Annotated in this window: 17 protein-coding genes; 15 read left to right on the forward strand and 2 right to left on the reverse strand. The window is 37.9% G+C overall.

Features of this window, described 5'->3' with window-relative positions; all coding sequences use genetic code 11:
* Window positions 1-17: 17 nt before the first annotated feature.
* The 5 genes from MLC35_RS07305 to acpS all read left to right on the forward strand — a co-directional run bounded on the left by MLC35_RS07305 (window position 18) and on the right by acpS (window position 4,587).
* The gene (locus tag MLC35_RS07305; RefSeq protein ID WP_434636383.1) at window positions 18-1,202 is read left to right on the forward strand and encodes an AAA family ATPase; all 1,185 of its coding nucleotides are present in this window, start codon (window positions 18-20) and stop codon (window positions 1,200-1,202) included.
* A gap of 695 nt (window positions 1,203-1,897) precedes the next feature.
* A complete protein-coding gene (gene radA, locus MLC35_RS07310; protein ID WP_434636385.1) occupies window positions 1,898-3,244 on the forward strand; it encodes a DNA repair protein RadA in 1,347 nt (448 codons plus the stop codon).
* A gap of 70 nt (window positions 3,245-3,314) precedes the next feature.
* Complete coding sequence (locus MLC35_RS07315; RefSeq protein ID WP_151900081.1) at window positions 3,315-3,575, forward strand: hypothetical protein; 261 nt, start codon at window positions 3,315-3,317, stop codon at window positions 3,573-3,575.
* 64 nt (window positions 3,576-3,639) lie between these two features.
* Entirely contained in the window at window positions 3,640-4,197 is a 558-nt protein-coding gene (fliL, locus tag MLC35_RS07320) for a flagellar basal body-associated protein FliL (protein WP_151900080.1), read from the forward strand.
* Window positions 4,198-4,203: 6 nt separating this feature from the next.
* Complete coding sequence (gene acpS, locus MLC35_RS07325; protein WP_151900079.1) at window positions 4,204-4,587, forward strand: holo-ACP synthase; 384 nt, start codon at window positions 4,204-4,206, stop codon at window positions 4,585-4,587.
* Here acpS and thiS read toward each other — a convergent pair.
* Together thiS and MLC35_RS07335 are read right to left on the reverse strand one after the other, a co-directional pair.
* Window positions 4,555-4,755 carry a sulfur carrier protein ThiS gene (thiS, locus tag MLC35_RS07330; RefSeq protein WP_151900078.1) on the reverse strand — a complete coding sequence of 67 codons (201 nt, stop codon included), beginning with the start codon at window positions 4,753-4,755 and terminating at the stop codon, window positions 4,555-4,557. The genes acpS and thiS overlap by 33 nt on opposite strands.
* A gap of 82 nt (window positions 4,756-4,837) precedes the next feature.
* The gene (locus MLC35_RS07335) at window positions 4,838-5,320 is read right to left on the reverse strand and encodes a c-type cytochrome (protein WP_434636388.1); all 483 of its coding nucleotides are present in this window, start codon (window positions 5,318-5,320) and stop codon (window positions 4,838-4,840) included.
* A gap of 72 nt (window positions 5,321-5,392) precedes the next feature.
* Here MLC35_RS07335 and MLC35_RS07340 point away from each other — a divergent pair, with 72 nt between their 5' ends.
* From MLC35_RS07340 to MLC35_RS07385, 10 genes are read left to right on the forward strand one after another with little or no spacing between them, the layout of a single operon-like run.
* Complete coding sequence (locus MLC35_RS07340) at window positions 5,393-6,538, forward strand: succinyldiaminopimelate transaminase (protein WP_434636391.1); 1,146 nt, start codon at window positions 5,393-5,395, stop codon at window positions 6,536-6,538.
* Window positions 6,525-7,034, forward strand: a complete 510-nt coding sequence (locus MLC35_RS07345; protein WP_434636393.1) for a hypothetical protein — start codon at window positions 6,525-6,527, stop codon at window positions 7,032-7,034. The genes MLC35_RS07340 and MLC35_RS07345 overlap by 14 nt, the downstream gene beginning before the upstream one ends.
* A complete protein-coding gene (gene murC, locus MLC35_RS07350) occupies window positions 7,031-8,344 on the forward strand; it encodes a UDP-N-acetylmuramate--L-alanine ligase (RefSeq protein ID WP_434636395.1) in 1,314 nt (437 codons plus the stop codon). The genes MLC35_RS07345 and murC overlap by 4 nt, the downstream gene beginning before the upstream one ends.
* Window positions 8,344-8,673, forward strand: coding sequence for a hypothetical protein (locus MLC35_RS07355; RefSeq protein ID WP_434636397.1), 330 nt, complete (start codon window positions 8,344-8,346; stop codon window positions 8,671-8,673). Before murC ends, MLC35_RS07355 begins: the two co-directional genes overlap by 1 nt.
* Complete coding sequence (locus MLC35_RS07360; RefSeq protein WP_434636399.1) at window positions 8,654-10,888, forward strand: endonuclease MutS2; 2,235 nt, start codon at window positions 8,654-8,656, stop codon at window positions 10,886-10,888. The genes MLC35_RS07355 and MLC35_RS07360 overlap by 20 nt, the downstream gene beginning before the upstream one ends.
* Window positions 10,888-12,075, forward strand: a complete 1,188-nt coding sequence (locus MLC35_RS07365; RefSeq protein ID WP_434636401.1) for an NAD(P)/FAD-dependent oxidoreductase — start codon at window positions 10,888-10,890, stop codon at window positions 12,073-12,075. The genes MLC35_RS07360 and MLC35_RS07365 overlap by 1 nt, the downstream gene beginning before the upstream one ends.
* Window positions 12,076-12,120: 45 nt before the next feature.
* The gene (locus tag MLC35_RS07370) at window positions 12,121-12,675 is read left to right on the forward strand and encodes a LemA family protein (RefSeq protein WP_434636403.1); all 555 of its coding nucleotides are present in this window, start codon (window positions 12,121-12,123) and stop codon (window positions 12,673-12,675) included.
* Between the two features lie 3 nt (window positions 12,676-12,678).
* A complete protein-coding gene (locus MLC35_RS07375; protein WP_434636405.1) occupies window positions 12,679-13,641 on the forward strand; it encodes a DUF3137 domain-containing protein in 963 nt (320 codons plus the stop codon).
* Window positions 13,638-14,156, forward strand: coding sequence for a YtfJ family protein (locus MLC35_RS07380; protein ID WP_434636407.1), 519 nt, complete (start codon window positions 13,638-13,640; stop codon window positions 14,154-14,156). Before MLC35_RS07375 ends, MLC35_RS07380 begins: the two co-directional genes overlap by 4 nt.
* Complete coding sequence (locus tag MLC35_RS07385; protein WP_434636409.1) at window positions 14,157-14,942, forward strand: EI24 domain-containing protein; 786 nt, start codon at window positions 14,157-14,159, stop codon at window positions 14,940-14,942. It begins immediately after the preceding gene.
* Window positions 14,943-15,124 lie beyond the last annotated feature (182 nt).

Consider the following 15,124-nt stretch of genomic DNA (forward strand, 5'->3'; position numbering starts at 1 on the left):
CAATAAAAGGACTTCTAATGCTTCAAACTCTTAAAGATTATCAACTGAACTATTTACGAGTTTTAAAAAGTTCCTATAAGCGCTATATACACAAAAATATAGATTTTTCTCAAAAAATGATAGGTCTCATAGGTGCCAGAGGTGTTGGAAAAACAACTTTCTTATTACAGTATTTACAAGAAAATGATCTGCCTCTTGCTAAAAAGCTTTACTTTAGTGCAGATGCAATAGAAATAGAATCATTGTTTGAGATAGCATACAACTTTTCAAAAGAGGGTGGGAAGCTACTTGTCATAGATGAAATTCATAAATATAAAAATTTTGAAATAGAGCTAAAAAAAATTTATGATATGCTTGATTTACATGTAATATTTTCTGGTTCAAGTGCATTGCAATTAGATAATTCTAAAGGAGATTTAAGCAGACGAGCTGTTCTATACCATATGAAAGGTCTGTCTTTTAGAGAATTTATAGAGTTAAAGAGCTCAAAAAAGTTGCCAACTTTTACATATGAAAAACTTTTTGTCGACCATGAAAATATAGCGTATGAAATATCTTCCAAATTAAAAATTTATGAGTATTGGACGGAGTATCTAAAAATGGGATACTACCCTTTTTATTTTGAAAATGAGGGAAGTTATCTGCTTAGACTCCAAGAGACAATCAATACGGTTATTGAAGTAGATATACCCTCTGTATTTCCGATAGAGTATGATAAAATTATTAAGCTTAAAAAGCTTATAAAATTTGTGTGTGAATCTAAACCATTTAAAATCAATATTAAAGAACTCTCTGTAAAAATAGGTACAAGTGATTACCATACACTCTATAAATACATGGAGTATTTAAAAAGAGGTAAAATTCTTAACCTTTTAAGAGCGAAAACCAAAGGCGATAATATTTTCACTAAGCCGGATAAACTTTATTTGGGAAATACGAATCTTCATTATGCGTATTGCCAAAATATTGAGATAGGTACGATTAGAGAAGTTTTTTTTATGAGTATGTTTGACGATGATGTTCTAAGTGTACCTGCAAAAGGTGATTTTTTAATAAACAATAAATATTTGGTAGAAGTAGGCAGTAAAAATAAAACTTTTAAACAAATAAAAGATATACCAGACAGCTTTGTTGTTGCGGATGATATTGAAATCGGGCACGGCAATAAGATTCCACTCTGGTTGTTTGGGTTTTTATATTAAAATTTATCATTAAAGCAGGTTGAACATAAGGTAGTAAAAAGGATATTCAATCACAGGGGTGGAATTAGAAGATATGTAACAAAAGAAGAAAATCAAGTTTTTCACTCTCTGAGACATAATCCAAGTTCACAAATGCTTAGAAATGCAGTACACCAAAAACTTCCGAAAGATTTAATAAACAGAATACTTGGACATGAACCTGATAAAGACACTACTACTCAGCAGTATTTTAGTGGGTATAGTGTTAAGGAACTTTTTAAGGGAATTAAGTGGTTGGAGTTTGGAAAATTATAGCTTGATAAATATTTATATTATCAGTTGTATCATTTTAAGCTTTTCTATATATAATTTGTAGGAAGTAGAATAATCTGCAACAGATGTTTGATGTGTCAATATAAAGAGTTGCAAAAATATTATGCAAAAAAAAATTAATACAAAATTACCCCTCTCAATGCCATTAAGTTAAGAAAATAGCTTGATGTTTTCTCGGAACCTAGGTTTTAACCAAGGCCTTAGTCTTGAAAGGCACAAAGCCCGCACTGAAGTACGGGTTTCGAAAAAGCCACTTAACTTAATGCCATTGGACTACCCCCCCTGTGATTGGCTCTTTCTATTTTATGACAAAATGTCATTTTTTTAATACAAAAATAAAAAATAGATTATAATACTTCAAATATAAATAAGAGATAATCATTATGGCTAAGAAAAAAATACTTTTTGAGTGTCAGCACTGTGGACTAACCACACCTAAATGGATGGGAAAATGTACCAACTGCGGTGCCTGGGACAGCTTTATTGAATTAAACGAGCATCAGCAGGAAGTTGTCAAACAGACAAAATCAACGACATCATCATCGGCTAAAGCTGTCAGTATTAATGACATTGTAGAAGAAGAAGTCTATAGATTTTCTTCACTCGACGATGAGCTTGACAATGTTTTAGGAGGAGGCATTGTTCCCGGTTCGCTCACACTTATAGGAGGAAGTCCTGGTGTTGGCAAATCAACCCTCTTGCTTAAAGTAGGTTCAAACATTGCATCAACAGGCAAAGATGTACTGTATGTTACAGGAGAGGAATCAGCCGGACAGATAAAACTGCGTGCAAACCGCCTCAAGTCAAACCATGATTCACTCTACCTTTTAAGTGAAATACGACTTGAGCAGATTTTGGTTGAACTTGAACACAGAAAATATGATTTTTTGATTATTGATTCTATTCAAACTATTTACTCGGAAAACATCTCTTCTGCTCCGGGAAGTGTTACACAGGTTCGCCAGATCACTTTTGAATTGATGCGTATTGCCAAAGACAAGGATATAGCCATTTTCATTATCGGGCATATTACAAAAGAAGGCTCTATTGCCGGTCCTCGGGTTTTGGAACATATGGTTGACACCGTTTTGTATTTTGAAGGGGATTCTTCCCAGGAGCTGAGAATTTTACGAGGCTTTAAAAACCGTTTCGGGGCAACAAGTGAAATAGGTGTTTTTGAGATGAAAGCCGAAGGACTTGTGAGTGCCACAGACATTGCTTCACGCTTTTTTAACCGTAACTCCTCTCAAAGCGGTTCTGCACTTACTGTCATTATGGAGGGTTCCCGTCCCATCATTTTAGAAGTTCAGGCGCTTGTGTCAGAATCACACACGCCAAATGCAAAAAGACAGGCAACCGGCTTTGACAACAACCGACTAAATATGCTTTTGGCACTGCTTGAGCGAAAACTGGAGATTCCGCTTTCGGGATATGATGTTTTCATCAATATAACAGGCGGTATTAAAATCACCGAAACAGCAGCCGATTTAGCCATACTCGCAGCAATTATCAGCAGTTTCCGTGACCGTGCCATCTCAAAAGAGACTATTTTTATAGGTGAAGTCTCTCTGGTTGGGGATGTTCGAGAAGTATATGCCCTTGATGCAAGGCTCAAAGAGGCGAGAATGCAAAATATCACCAAGGCACTTGTATCTAAAAAACCACTTGAAAAGACAAGTATAAAAACATTTATAGTCGATGAAGTAACAAAACTTTTGGAGTGGTATTAAATTATACATTTTAAAGTTATATTTGCATAATTTCGTTGTATAATAACTCTATATTTTCAAAAGGCAAAAAATGATAGATGCAGAGTTTAGAAGCGAAGAACGATTTTCAAGATTGTCACTGGCTTACGAATGTGCGAAAGAAAAAGATGATGTATGTGCAAAAATAGAATCAATAATCAATAAATATGCTTTCAAGCCTGACACATATACAACAAAAGTCGCTAATGGAAAAGAAGTTTTGGTTATTGAATTTCATGATGACTGTAATCGTGAAGCCGGACCGATTTTTGAAGAAATAATCAAGTCTCTTGATGTTAAAGTTATTAACTGAAAATAAAAATAATTATTTTTCTGATATACTAACAAAAATAAAACTGTAATTTCAAGGAAGAAATATGGCTGAAGAAAAAGAAACCGAAGAATCCGCACCCGTAGAAAAAAAATCCAGTAATTTGCTGATGATTATTATCATTGTTGTTTTGATTCTTATCATAATCATAGGTGCTGTAGTTGCCTTTTTGTTAATGGGTTCAGATGAAGAAGCAGCAGTCAATAATGCTCCTCAGGCACAGGAAAGAATGGCAGATACACATACAAGCAGAAAGAGTGTATCTAGCAGTTCATTTGACAACAACAGAAAACTGAGTGATATCGGTGTCTTATATCCGCTGGACACTTTTACAGTTAACTTAAAAAGTGATTCCGGGAGAAGATATCTCAAAGCAACAATGTCTTTAGAACTTGATTCTCCCGAGCTCAGTCATGAACTTGACTCAAAAGCACCGGTACTTCGGGATAGAATTATTCGAATACTCAGTTCTAAAACTTTAGAAGAAATCTCTTCCAAAAAAGGCAAACAAAAAGTTTCACAACAAATTATGGATACACTGAACTCTATGATTACTGACGGAAAAATACAAGGTATCTATTTTACTGAATTTGTTATTCAATAATAATTAATGATTGGTATAGATATTATAAAAGCATCACGTATGCAGCATCTGATGATGCGGTTCGGCGACAAAGGTCTTCGCAGATTTCTGTCAGAAGATGAAATCAGACTTGTAAAGTCCTACAAAACAGCAGCCGGATTCTGGGCTGCAAAAGAGGCATTTTCTAAAGCACTGGGAACAGGCATAGGTGCCGAATGCTCTTTTTTCGATATGAGAATTTATAAATCGGAAAAAGGCGCTCCGCTTTTTGCACTTTCAAAAAAGATCATTGAAAAATTTAAGATTACTGATGTTGCTTTATCGATTACACATGACGGAGACTATGCCATCAGTGTTGTCAATATAGAGTTTTTAAACTCACCCTCCTCCGACAAAATCAAGCAGTTCTAGTTTATCATTATCTTTTAAAACTTTTTTATCCCAGTCATTTTGCTTTACGATTTCCATGTTTACTGCCGCTGCCATAACTTTATCAACCAAATCAAGTTCTTTTAAAATTTCCAAAAGCGTTGCTCCGTCTTGAAAGACTTTACTGTTTCCATTCACTATTATTGTCATTAATATTTCCCGTTTCTATTTTTTAAGGTACCCTTTTTATAATTGTACCAACTTTACTTGAATATCAGTGTAATATTACATATTATAATTGAGAAATATATTCTGCCAAAGCTTTGATGTCTGCATCGGAAAGTTTTGCTGCCTGTCCCTTCATAACAGCTTTCATAGCTCCGCCGTATGTTCCGTCTTTATAGCCTTTGAGCGCCGTTATGATTTTTGTTTTGTCCCATCCTTTAATTATCTGAGATTTTCCTAAAGCTTTTTTCTCAGCATGTGCTCCGTGACAACTTGAACAAGCAGTAAAAAGTTTTGCACCGTCAGCTGTTGTTGTCTGAGGCACATCCTTTGTTACCTTTTCTACCACTACAAGCTTCTTTGTTTCAATGGCTTTTTGCACTGCAGCAACTTTTTGCATTGCATCATTTTGTCGGGTTTGGACAGGTTGTTTTTGGGCCGTTTGTACCTCTTTCGCAACTTCTGCTGTAGCCGATACATCCTCAGATTTTTTCTCGTCACTGCATCCTGCAATCAACATTGCAAGCACAACTGATAATACTATCTTCATTTTCATATTCCTTAATTGTTTATTAGTTATTGTACAGTATAATAGCTTTAATTTAATAAAGCGATGAAAACTATGAATTTTGAACCCTATCCATTTGAAAAACTAACTAATTTACTGCAAAATATACAACCAAACAAAGGCTACTATCCATCTGTTTTAACAATCGGCGAACCACAGTTTGAAACACCTGATTTTATACAAAAAACATTAACTGACAATACCGCCCTTTTAAAAAAATATCCAAAGACCAGCGGTGAGGCAATTTTGAGAGAAGCACAAAGAAATTTTATTTCCAAAAGATTCGGTGTCACGCTGAACGATGCACAAATCATCCCAACATTCGGCACGCGTGAAGTCCTTTTTAATTTCCCGCAGTTTTTGCTCTTTGACAAGAAAAATCCCGTTATTGCCTACACAAACCCTTTTTACCAAATCTACGAAGGTGCAGCAACAGCGACACGAGCAAAAGTGATACATTTGAATTTGAGTGAAAAAAACAGCTTCAAACCAGAAATCAACGAAGAAGAGCTGGCAAAGTGTGATCTGGTTATACTTAACTTTCCAAACAATCCTACAACGGCAACGCTCACTCTTGACGAACTAGGCGAGTGGGTCAAACTCGCTCTCAAACATGATTTCGTTTTGCTCAATGATGAATGTTACAGCGAAATATATACAAACAGACCAATGCCTTCACTCCTAGAAGCTGCGTTACATGTAAACAATGATACATTTAAAAATATTTTAGTGATCAACTCCATTTCCAAGCGTTCTTCTGCACCGGGTCTTCGCTCCGGTTTTATCGCCGGTGATGCCACAATACTGGGAGAGTATATGAAGTACAGAACCTACATAGGCTGTGCCTCACCCCTTCCTCTGCAATATGCGGCAGCAGCGGCTTGGAGTGATGAAGAACATGTTGCCAAAGCAAGAGCTGTCTATCAGGAAAACTTTCGTATAGCCCAGGAGATATTGGGAACAAAAATTCCTGATGCTACATTTTACCTCTGGATACATGTCGGTGACGCGCTTGAATTTACTAAAAGATTATACAAAAACTACAATGTAAAAGTACTTCCGGGTGAATATCTCGCCCGAGAAGATGCGAAAGGCGAAAACCCGGGCAAAGGGTTCATTCGTATTGCACTGGTTGAGAATCCCCAAAAAACAAAAGATGCACTTGTAAGAATTAAGGAATGTTTAAATGAGCAAAGATAAAGAGTTAAAAGAAAAAATCCTCAAAGCCCAGCAAAACGGTGACATAGCAGCACTTTATGTTTTGGAACAGCAGGCACATGAGAGTTTCGATGAAGAAACACTGCAAGGTTTTTATGCAAATATTCTTGATTTGGCGCTGGAAAAACTTACCGAAACGCTTGAAGCCCACAGAGCCATGGATATGAACGAAGTGCAGGATTTTGCAACCCTGCGTGCTTTATATGAGTATGCGATAGAGCACTACTCTGCAGGTAAAACAAATGATGCTGCCGCACTTTTTGAAGTCCTTAGCGGTCTAAGCAATGACGAAAAATTTTCAAATGCTTTAAAACTGCACTGGATAGCAGCAGAGGAAAAAATTTCTTTTGATGACTTCCTTGATAGAATTGCAGATTTGGAAGCGACACAAAGAGCGGGAACCTTTTACATAAGCGAGTTTCAGCAAGAGGCACAAAAATTGCTTGACACAATGAAAGACAAAGGCATACAAGCATGAAAATACACTTCATCGGCATCGGCGGCATCGGTATCTCAGGACTTGCACAGTATATGCATTACAAAGGGCATGAAGTCAGCGGTTCTGACATCAAAGAGACTGTTATTACCAAAAAACTGCGCGCTCTTGGTTTACATGTAACCATACCTCATTCTGCGGATGCCATTACGAATCATGACCTTATTGTACACTCCGCTATTATCCGTCCTGACAATCCCGAAATTATTGCAGCAAAAGAAAAAGGCATAGAGGTTCTTGCACGCCGTGAAGCACTGCCTAAAATTCTGCAGGACAAAAAAGTCTACTCTGTTGCCGGAGCGCATGGAAAGAGCACAACGACAGCAATTCTCTCAGCTATTATGAACGGTTCTGCCATTATCGGTGCAGAATCCAAAGAGTTTGGCTCAAATGTCCGTTATGATGCAACAAATGATGTTATGATTTTTGAAGCTGATGAGAGTGACGGCAGTTTTATAAACTCTAATCCCCACTGTGCCATTGTCATCAATGCCGAGCCTGAACATATGGAATATTATGATTACAATTATGAAAGATTTTATGATTCGTACAAAACTTTCATAAATCTTGCACCACTCAAAGTTTTAAATGCCGAAGACCCGTTTTTGGCAACACTGGTCAATGAAGTTGAAGCCAAGTGGCTTTATCCCAGCAAAGAGATACAAAACATAGAGTTCGTACTCATAAACAATCAGCCCCATACCCGTTTTACCTTCCGTGATTTTGGGAGTTTTGATGTCTGGGGATTTGGCAAGCATATTGCCATTGATGCAGCCCTCGCGATACTTGCCGCACATGAATCCATGTCCATAGAAGATATACGCAAAAATATTTTAAACTTCAAAGGTATTAAAAAACGTTTTGATATTGTCGGATTTGAGCACGACAGTGTCATCATAGATGATTACGGGCATCATCCTACAGAGATCAAAGCCACTTTTGAATCGGTCAAAGAGTATGCCATGCTCAAAGGTTTTGACAAAATTACAGCCATTTGGCAGCCGCACAAATACTCCAGAACTATTGACAATCTGGAGGAATTCATCAAATGTTTCGACGGAGCGGCCGAGCTTATCATCCTCCCTGTATGGGCAGCGGGAGAAGCACCGCGCGATATTGATTTTCAAGAAAATTTCAAACATTACAACCTTACTCTAGCGGACAAAATTTCCCGCAGTAACAATACTATAAAAGTTATAAAAGACAATAAAGACTTGGAAACACTTGATAAAGGTCTCATCATCGGTTTTGGTGCAGGTGATATTACCTATCAAATCAGAGGCACACTGTAATGGCATATATTTACGGTTTAATTATAGTAACACTTTTATTCGCGGCACTGCATTATTTTACAGAACTTGACAACTCTCAAAAACTTCTTATCGGAGCTATATTGCTCTTTATCATACTCGGTGCCATTACCTACAACAAATATAATCAGGCACAAAGAGACAAAATGCTCAAGACAATAATAAAATACAAACAGGGAAAAACGATTACATGTAACGGCGTCGATGTCAATGCAGACATATACTCCCTCAGTACAGGCACCTATACCTTCATAGGCAAAAAGAACACACCCCACTATGCAGAGATGATAAGTGCAGACAGTTGTGAATAAAACTGCTAAAAGTTCCCGAGTCGATACCCTCATCCACCAACTTGACTTAGTTGAGCATATAGAACAGTTTAAAAGTTTTTTTTCCCGTGAACACTCTTTGTATATTGAAGGTGATCAGGAACTGCATTTTCGTTATATCAAAGAGTTGGATAAGCTGGAGTTTAAAGCCCCGCCTAAAGTAAGTGATTTTTTTGAAATCAAAGGACATTTGAAAAAACACGGTGTCTTAAATTTTGAACAGATTTTTGAGATTGTAAAAATTGTACGCTATTTTCGTTATTTTAAAAACAGAGAACTTGAGGGCCTAATCGGAGAGTGGATGGACAAATTCATCATCCCCGAAACCTTTTTGGAAATAGAAAAATATTTCACAAATGACGGAAAATTTGAAGAAAATCTGGATGAGAACCTTTTTACGCTCAGTAAACGCATACAAGAGCACAAAAGCAACATCTCAGGCGCGCTCAAAAGAATGATGTCGAGTTCAAAACTCGCCGGTTACCTTGTCGATACACAGGTTCACTTTGTAAACAATGAAGAGTGTCTGCTTGTGCGCGGCGGATTTAATCATGTCCTTAAAGGTGCCATACTTGGCAGAAGTACCGGTGGATTTTTTTATGTTGCACCCGACAGCGTACTTAAATCAAAAGAGCAGATTCGTTTTATAGAGCAAGAACGTGAAGCAATATTTTACGAATATGCCAAAGAGTTTTCAAAAAAACTCTATGAACTGCAGCCTTTTATCAACTTTATAGACAAAGAGTTTACCAAATTTGACAACTATCAGGCACGGGTACTCTTTGCAAAAAGCAAAAACCTGCAACTCGTCAAAAGCAAAAAAGATACAAAAATAGTGCTCAACAGTTTTATTCATCCTGCTTTGCATAATGCAAAACCTATCAATGTTGACTTTTCCAAAAATATTTTGATGATTACGGGTGTCAATGCCGGCGGAAAAACCATGCTTTTGAAGTCCATATTGGCAGCTGCATTTATGGCAAAGTATATTATTCCTATGAAACTTAATGAGACAAAGTCACATATAGGCAATTTTAAAGCGATACAGGCCATTATAGATGATCCGCAAAATGTCAAAAACGACATCTCGACTTTTGCAGGCAGAATGCAGCAGTTTTCACGTATATTTGAGTACAAATCAGCACTTATCGGAGTCGATGAGATAGAACTCGGAACAGACTCTGATGAAGCGGCGGCGCTTTTTAAGGTCATTCTCGATGATTTAATCAAACGCGGACAAAAAGTGGTTGTGACCACCCACCACAAACGCCTTGCTGCACTGATGGCAGACCGTGATGATGTGGAACTGATGGCTGCCATTTATGATGAAGAGCAGCGAAAACCCACTTATGAATTTATGCAGGGTATCATCGGGAAAAGTTACGCATTTGAAACAGCCAGCCGTTACGGCATTTCAAATACCATTGTCAATGAGGCAAAAAAAGTCTACGGCGACAACTCGGAAAAACTTTCACTCTTGATCGAACGCGGTTCACAACTTGAACGTGAACTCAGGCAAAAACATCAAAAAGTCGATGAAAAACTGGATGAAATTCATAAAAAAGAGCATGCCCTCAAAGAACAAAAAGAACAGCTTTTGCGTGAACTTGAAAAAGAAAAAGCAGCACTCAAACACTCTTATGATGTTGCCATAAACGAAGCCAAAAATGCGGCAAAAGCAGGCGATGTCAAAGAGATTCACCGTGCGATGAACAAAGCAAACAAAAAACTACCAAAACAGACACAAAAAGAGGACAAAAGAAATATAGAGTTTAAAGTCGGAGACAAAGTCAAATACCACTCCCAAAAAGGGACGATAGTCTCCATGAAAGGCAAAAACGAGGCGACCATAGAAGTGGACGGTATGCGGGTTCGCGTCAGAACAAAACATCTCAAACCTACACAAATCATTCAACCGAAACCGGCGACAAATCTGAGCTTACATGTAGAGAAAAAAGCGGGACTCAAATGTGACTTGCACGGTTTAAGAGGCGAAGAGGCCTGTGAAGTCTTAGACAAATTTTTAAGCGACGCCCTTATCAACGGCTGGGATGAAGTCATAGTCTATCACGGCATAGGCACAGGAAAACTCTCTTATGCGGTCAAAGAGTTTTTAAAACGCCACCCGCGAGTGAAAAAATTTGAGGATGCCCCACAGCATATGGGCGGATTTGGAGCAAAGGTAGTACATCTGTAATGGCAAAATCAGTTGCAATCATCGGAGGCGGTGCAAGCGGGCTTTTGTGTGCCGTCTTTTGTGCAAAAGCAGGTTTACATGTAACGCTCTATGAGCAAAATACCAAACCGGCAAAAAAAATTCTCGTCTCTGGAAACGGACGCTGTAATATTACAAACAAAAATTTACATGTAAACGATTTTTTTTCTCAAAATCCGAATTTTGTAGAGTATGCCATCAGGAACTTCGGATTTAAAGAGTTTGAAAAATTTGCCGCATCAATCGGACTGCTCTTACATGTAACGGATGACGGAAGAGCCTATCCGCTGAGCAATGAAGCCAAAAGTGTTGCCAAGATTTTTATAGAATATGCCCTGAGCCTTGGCGTTGTTTTTCATACAGAGCATAAAATTACCGATATAAAAAAACTGACAAACAGCTATGACAGTGTTGTCGTTGCCAGCGGTTCGCGTGCTGCTTCTCATTTGGGCGGTAATGCCGATGCCGAGGAGTTTGCCAAAGCCTTTGGGCACACTGTCATTGAAGCCTACCCCTCTTTGGTACAACTCCACCTCAATTCTAAAACAGCCCACAAAATGAGCGGAGCCAAAATCAATGCCGAAGTAACGCTGTTTGTCAATCAGCAAAAAGAGCTTACATGTAACGGCGATGTGCTTTTTACAAATTACGGTGTTTCCGGTTTTGCTATTTTGGATATCTCCCAACATGCCTCACAAGCACTCTTGGAGTACGGGGCTGTTGATATCTCCATCAACCTGCTTCCTGAATTTACAGCACAAAAACTCTCTGCCCATCTCTTACATGTAAAGAAAAACATGCCTGCGTTTACTCTTTTGGATGTATTGGTCGGCTTAGTTCCCTTAAAAATAGCAAACGGTATTTTGCAGGACCTGCATCTCAACCCTGAGAGCAAAAATATAGATACAAAACTCTCCAAAAAAATAGCAAACCTGATGCTCAACTGGCGATTTGAAGTAACAGACACGCATGGATTTCGGCACGCAGAAGTCAGCGGCGGAGGCATAAATACCTTAGAAATAAACAACAAAACATTTGAATCAAAAAAACAGAAGAATCTCTACTTTATAGGAGAGTGTCTCGATGTCGTCGGCAAACGCGGCGGATACAACTTTGCTTTTGCCTGGGCAAGTGCCTATGCGGCGGCCAACGCCATAAGTGCAGATTAAAACATAAACAGATAAAATATACTTATATTAAAAAAGGTTGCTTGTATGTCCACACCGCTTATAATTCTCATAGTGCTTGCCATAGTTCTCATTCTTATGTACAACTCGCTTGTTGCAAAGAAAAATCAGGTCGAAAATATTTTTGCCTCAGTCGATACGCTTTTGAAAAAACGTTATGACCTCATACCAAATCTTGTTGCCGGTGTCAGTAAATACATGCAGCATGAAAAATCAATCCTTGAAGATATAACAAAACTCCGTGCCCAGGCAAACAAAACAAATCTGAGCAACAAAGAGAAAATAGATTTGGACAAAAAAATGAGTGCTGCTCTTGGCTCAATTATGATTGCGGTTGAGAACTACCCTGAGCTCAAAGCAAATGAAAATATTCTGCATCTGCAACATTCGCTCAATGAAGTAGAGGCACAGATCTCAGCAGCCCGCCGTGCTTACAATCAGGCCGTTACGGATTACAACAATGCAATTGAGCAGATTCCTACAAATATCATGGCAAATATGATGGGATACAAGAAAAAAGATGTTTTTGTCATCAGTGAAGACGAGAGAAAAAATGTCAATGTCAAAGAGCAGTTTTCTTAAGATATGAAAAATATCAGCGAGTTAACAGATTTTTACTATAAAACACTCTACCCTGTTTTGCAGGAACTTGAAAATGAAAGAAAAAAGCTTAAAAAAAAGATTATCAATATCGGTATTGTATATACTGTTATTGTCCTACTTTTTACCTTTGCACTTTTAATAAACATCCAAAACATTGAAGCCTTGATTTTTGCAGCAGTTGTGTACCTCGCTATAGGCGGAGGCATATACAAATACCTCATTAAAGATTATACCGCCCAGTTTAAGAGCCTCATCATTGAGCCCTTGATTCAAGAGATCGATAAAAATCTCACTTATCTGCCAAATGCGCATATTGCACAAGAGAGTTTCACCCGTTCAAAGATTTTTACCGCACGGCCTGACAGATTCAGCGGCAATGACTATATTCGAGGAGAAATTGATGGAATAAGAATAGAACTCTCAGATATTCATGCCCAAAAAAAACATAAAGATTCAAAAGGCAGAACAAGCTGGAGCACAATATTTCAAGGTCTTTTTATTGTTTGCGAATTTAACAAACATTTTGCATCCCAGACCGTCATTCTTCCCGACAGCGCCCAAAATACATTTGGCACGCTTATTGGCAACTGGCTACAGGCAAATAATATGAGCCGCAGCGAACTTGTAAAAATGGACAATGTTGCCTTTGAAAAAGAGTTTGTTGTCTATTCAAACGACCAAATTGAAGCACGCTATATTTTGACACATACACTTATGAGCAAACTTCTGCATTTGAAAAAAAAATCAAAACACCCTCTCTATGTCTCTTTTTTAGACGGCAATATTTATATGGCAATAGAGTATAATAAAGATCTTTTTGAATCGTCTGTATTTCATTCACTTTTAAAGTATAAAATAGCAATGCAATATATACAAACCCTGCATTTGGCACTGGGAATTGTCGGGGAGTTACAACTCAACCAAAAACTATGGAGTAAACGATGAAAATAAAACTAACACTGGCAGCACTTTTAACCACCCTCAATTTGTATGCACTTACAATCGGGGAAGCACCAAAAAATGTAACAATAGAGGGTGAAAAAGGAGGACTGGTAACAGGAGGCGCATGGAACTCAAATATGCTTAAAAATAAAGTATTTGTCATGTTTTATGTTGATCCTGATGAAAAAGATGTCAATGAAGATTTTTCTCAGGCACTGAAGAAAAAACACTACAGAGAAAAAGGAGCGTTTGGCAGTATTGCCATTGTCAATATGGCGGCAACATGGAAACCAAACTTCGCAATCGAAGCCATCCTCAAAGGCAAACAAAAAGAATTTCCAAAAACGATCTATGTAAAGGACAAAGACAAAACTCTGGTAAAAGAGTGGAAGATAGCGGATGATGCTTCAAATATCGTCATTTTTTCAAAAGACGGCAAAGTCCTCTTTTACAAATCAGGAAAAATGAGTGCAGACGATACACAAAAAGCATTTCAAATCATTGAGGAAAATATATAAATGGAGAATGAGACAAACATCCTTGCTCTGAGTATCAAAGACCTTTTTACAAAAAAAATGCTGATGTATTCACTCATGCCTTTTGTCATCAGTATGCTAATTTTGTATATTCTCTTTTTTATCGCTGCCGGTCTTGGTGTTGACCAGCTCACAACCATGGAGATACAAAGCACACAAACGACGATCCAAAACGGCATACCTCACACAGAAAGCTTTCAGGCCACACTCGCAGGTACGGGCATCATGAAATTTTTAATGAGCAGTGCGCTGACTTCCTGGATAGCCACTTTTCTTATCTATACCATAGGCGGATTCATGACATTGTATGCTTCTATATTTGTAGCACTGCTTGTTATCGGCTTTTTAACCCATGCTATTTTGAAAGAAATTCACTACAGGCACTATCAGGATGTAGCAATGATAGGCTATTCCAATGCAGCAGAAGGCATATTTTTAACACTGAAATGGATGTTTGTTATGATTGTCCTGTTTTTTGTATTTATTCCCCTGTATTTTATACCCGTTGTAAACATCATAGCATTCAATTTTCCGCTGTATTACTTCTTTCATAAAATGATGATCTATGATGTCTCTTCGGCAATATGTACCAAAGAAGAAGCGATGAAAATCAGGTTTTTTCATGCCAATACACTCAGGCTCAAAACATTGGGACTTTATCTGCTCTCACTCATCCCTTTCGTTATATTTTTTGCATCTGTTTTTTATGTGATATATCTTGGACACAGTTTCTTTTTGGAAACCAGAAAGTTACGCAATGAAAGCTAATATGGCATTGTGTCCGGAATCGGTACTGTAGCACCGACTGCTGTTGCTTTCCAGCCACTCTCGGCCCACCCTAAAGGATGGGTTCCGAACAAACTGTATATTCCACGGAATCACTACTGTAGTGCCGACTGTTGTTGCTTTCCAGCCACTCTCAGCCCACCCTAAAGGATGGGTTCCGAACA

It is taken from the genome of Sulfurimonas sp. NW7, from assembly GCF_051132265.1.
In the GTDB taxonomy this organism is placed as follows: Bacteria; Campylobacterota; Campylobacteria; order Campylobacterales; family Sulfurimonadaceae; genus Sulfurimonas; species Sulfurimonas hydrogeniphila.

Bases quoted from the DNA above. Each gene is read 5' to 3' on its own strand.
- MLC35_RS07365 (WP_434636401.1), top strand. From the start codon at position 10,888: ATGGCAAAATCAGTTGCAATCATCGGAGGCGGTGCAAGCGGGCTTTTG.
- MLC35_RS07375 (WP_434636405.1), top strand. From the start codon at position 12,679: ATGAAAAATATCAGCGAGTTAACAGATTTTTACTATAAAACACTCTAC.
- MLC35_RS07385 (WP_434636409.1), top strand. From the start codon at position 14,157: ATGGAGAATGAGACAAACATCCTTGCTCTGAGTATCAAAGACCTTTTT.
- MLC35_RS07335 (WP_434636388.1), bottom strand. From the start codon at position 5,320: ATGAAGATAGTATTATCAGTTGTGCTTGCAATGTTGATTGCAGGATGC.
- MLC35_RS07355 (WP_434636397.1), top strand. From the start codon at position 8,344: ATGGCATATATTTACGGTTTAATTATAGTAACACTTTTATTCGCGGCA.
- MLC35_RS07370 (WP_434636403.1), top strand. From the start codon at position 12,121: ATGTCCACACCGCTTATAATTCTCATAGTGCTTGCCATAGTTCTCATT.
- acpS (WP_151900079.1), top strand. From the start codon at position 4,204: ATGATTGGTATAGATATTATAAAAGCATCACGTATGCAGCATCTGATG.
- radA (WP_434636385.1), top strand. From the start codon at position 1,898: ATGGCTAAGAAAAAAATACTTTTTGAGTGTCAGCACTGTGGACTAACC.
- fliL (WP_151900080.1), top strand. From the start codon at position 3,640: ATGGCTGAAGAAAAAGAAACCGAAGAATCCGCACCCGTAGAAAAAAAA.
- MLC35_RS07305 (WP_434636383.1), top strand. From the start codon at position 18: ATGCTTCAAACTCTTAAAGATTATCAACTGAACTATTTACGAGTTTTA.
- murC (WP_434636395.1), top strand. From the start codon at position 7,031: ATGAAAATACACTTCATCGGCATCGGCGGCATCGGTATCTCAGGACTT.
- MLC35_RS07340 (WP_434636391.1), top strand. From the start codon at position 5,393: ATGAATTTTGAACCCTATCCATTTGAAAAACTAACTAATTTACTGCAA.
- MLC35_RS07315 (WP_151900081.1), top strand. From the start codon at position 3,315: ATGATAGATGCAGAGTTTAGAAGCGAAGAACGATTTTCAAGATTGTCA.
- thiS (WP_151900078.1), bottom strand. From the start codon at position 4,755: ATGACAATAATAGTGAATGGAAACAGTAAAGTCTTTCAAGACGGAGCA.
- MLC35_RS07345 (WP_434636393.1), top strand. From the start codon at position 6,525: ATGAGCAAAGATAAAGAGTTAAAAGAAAAAATCCTCAAAGCCCAGCAA.
- MLC35_RS07380 (WP_434636407.1), top strand. From the start codon at position 13,638: ATGAAAATAAAACTAACACTGGCAGCACTTTTAACCACCCTCAATTTG.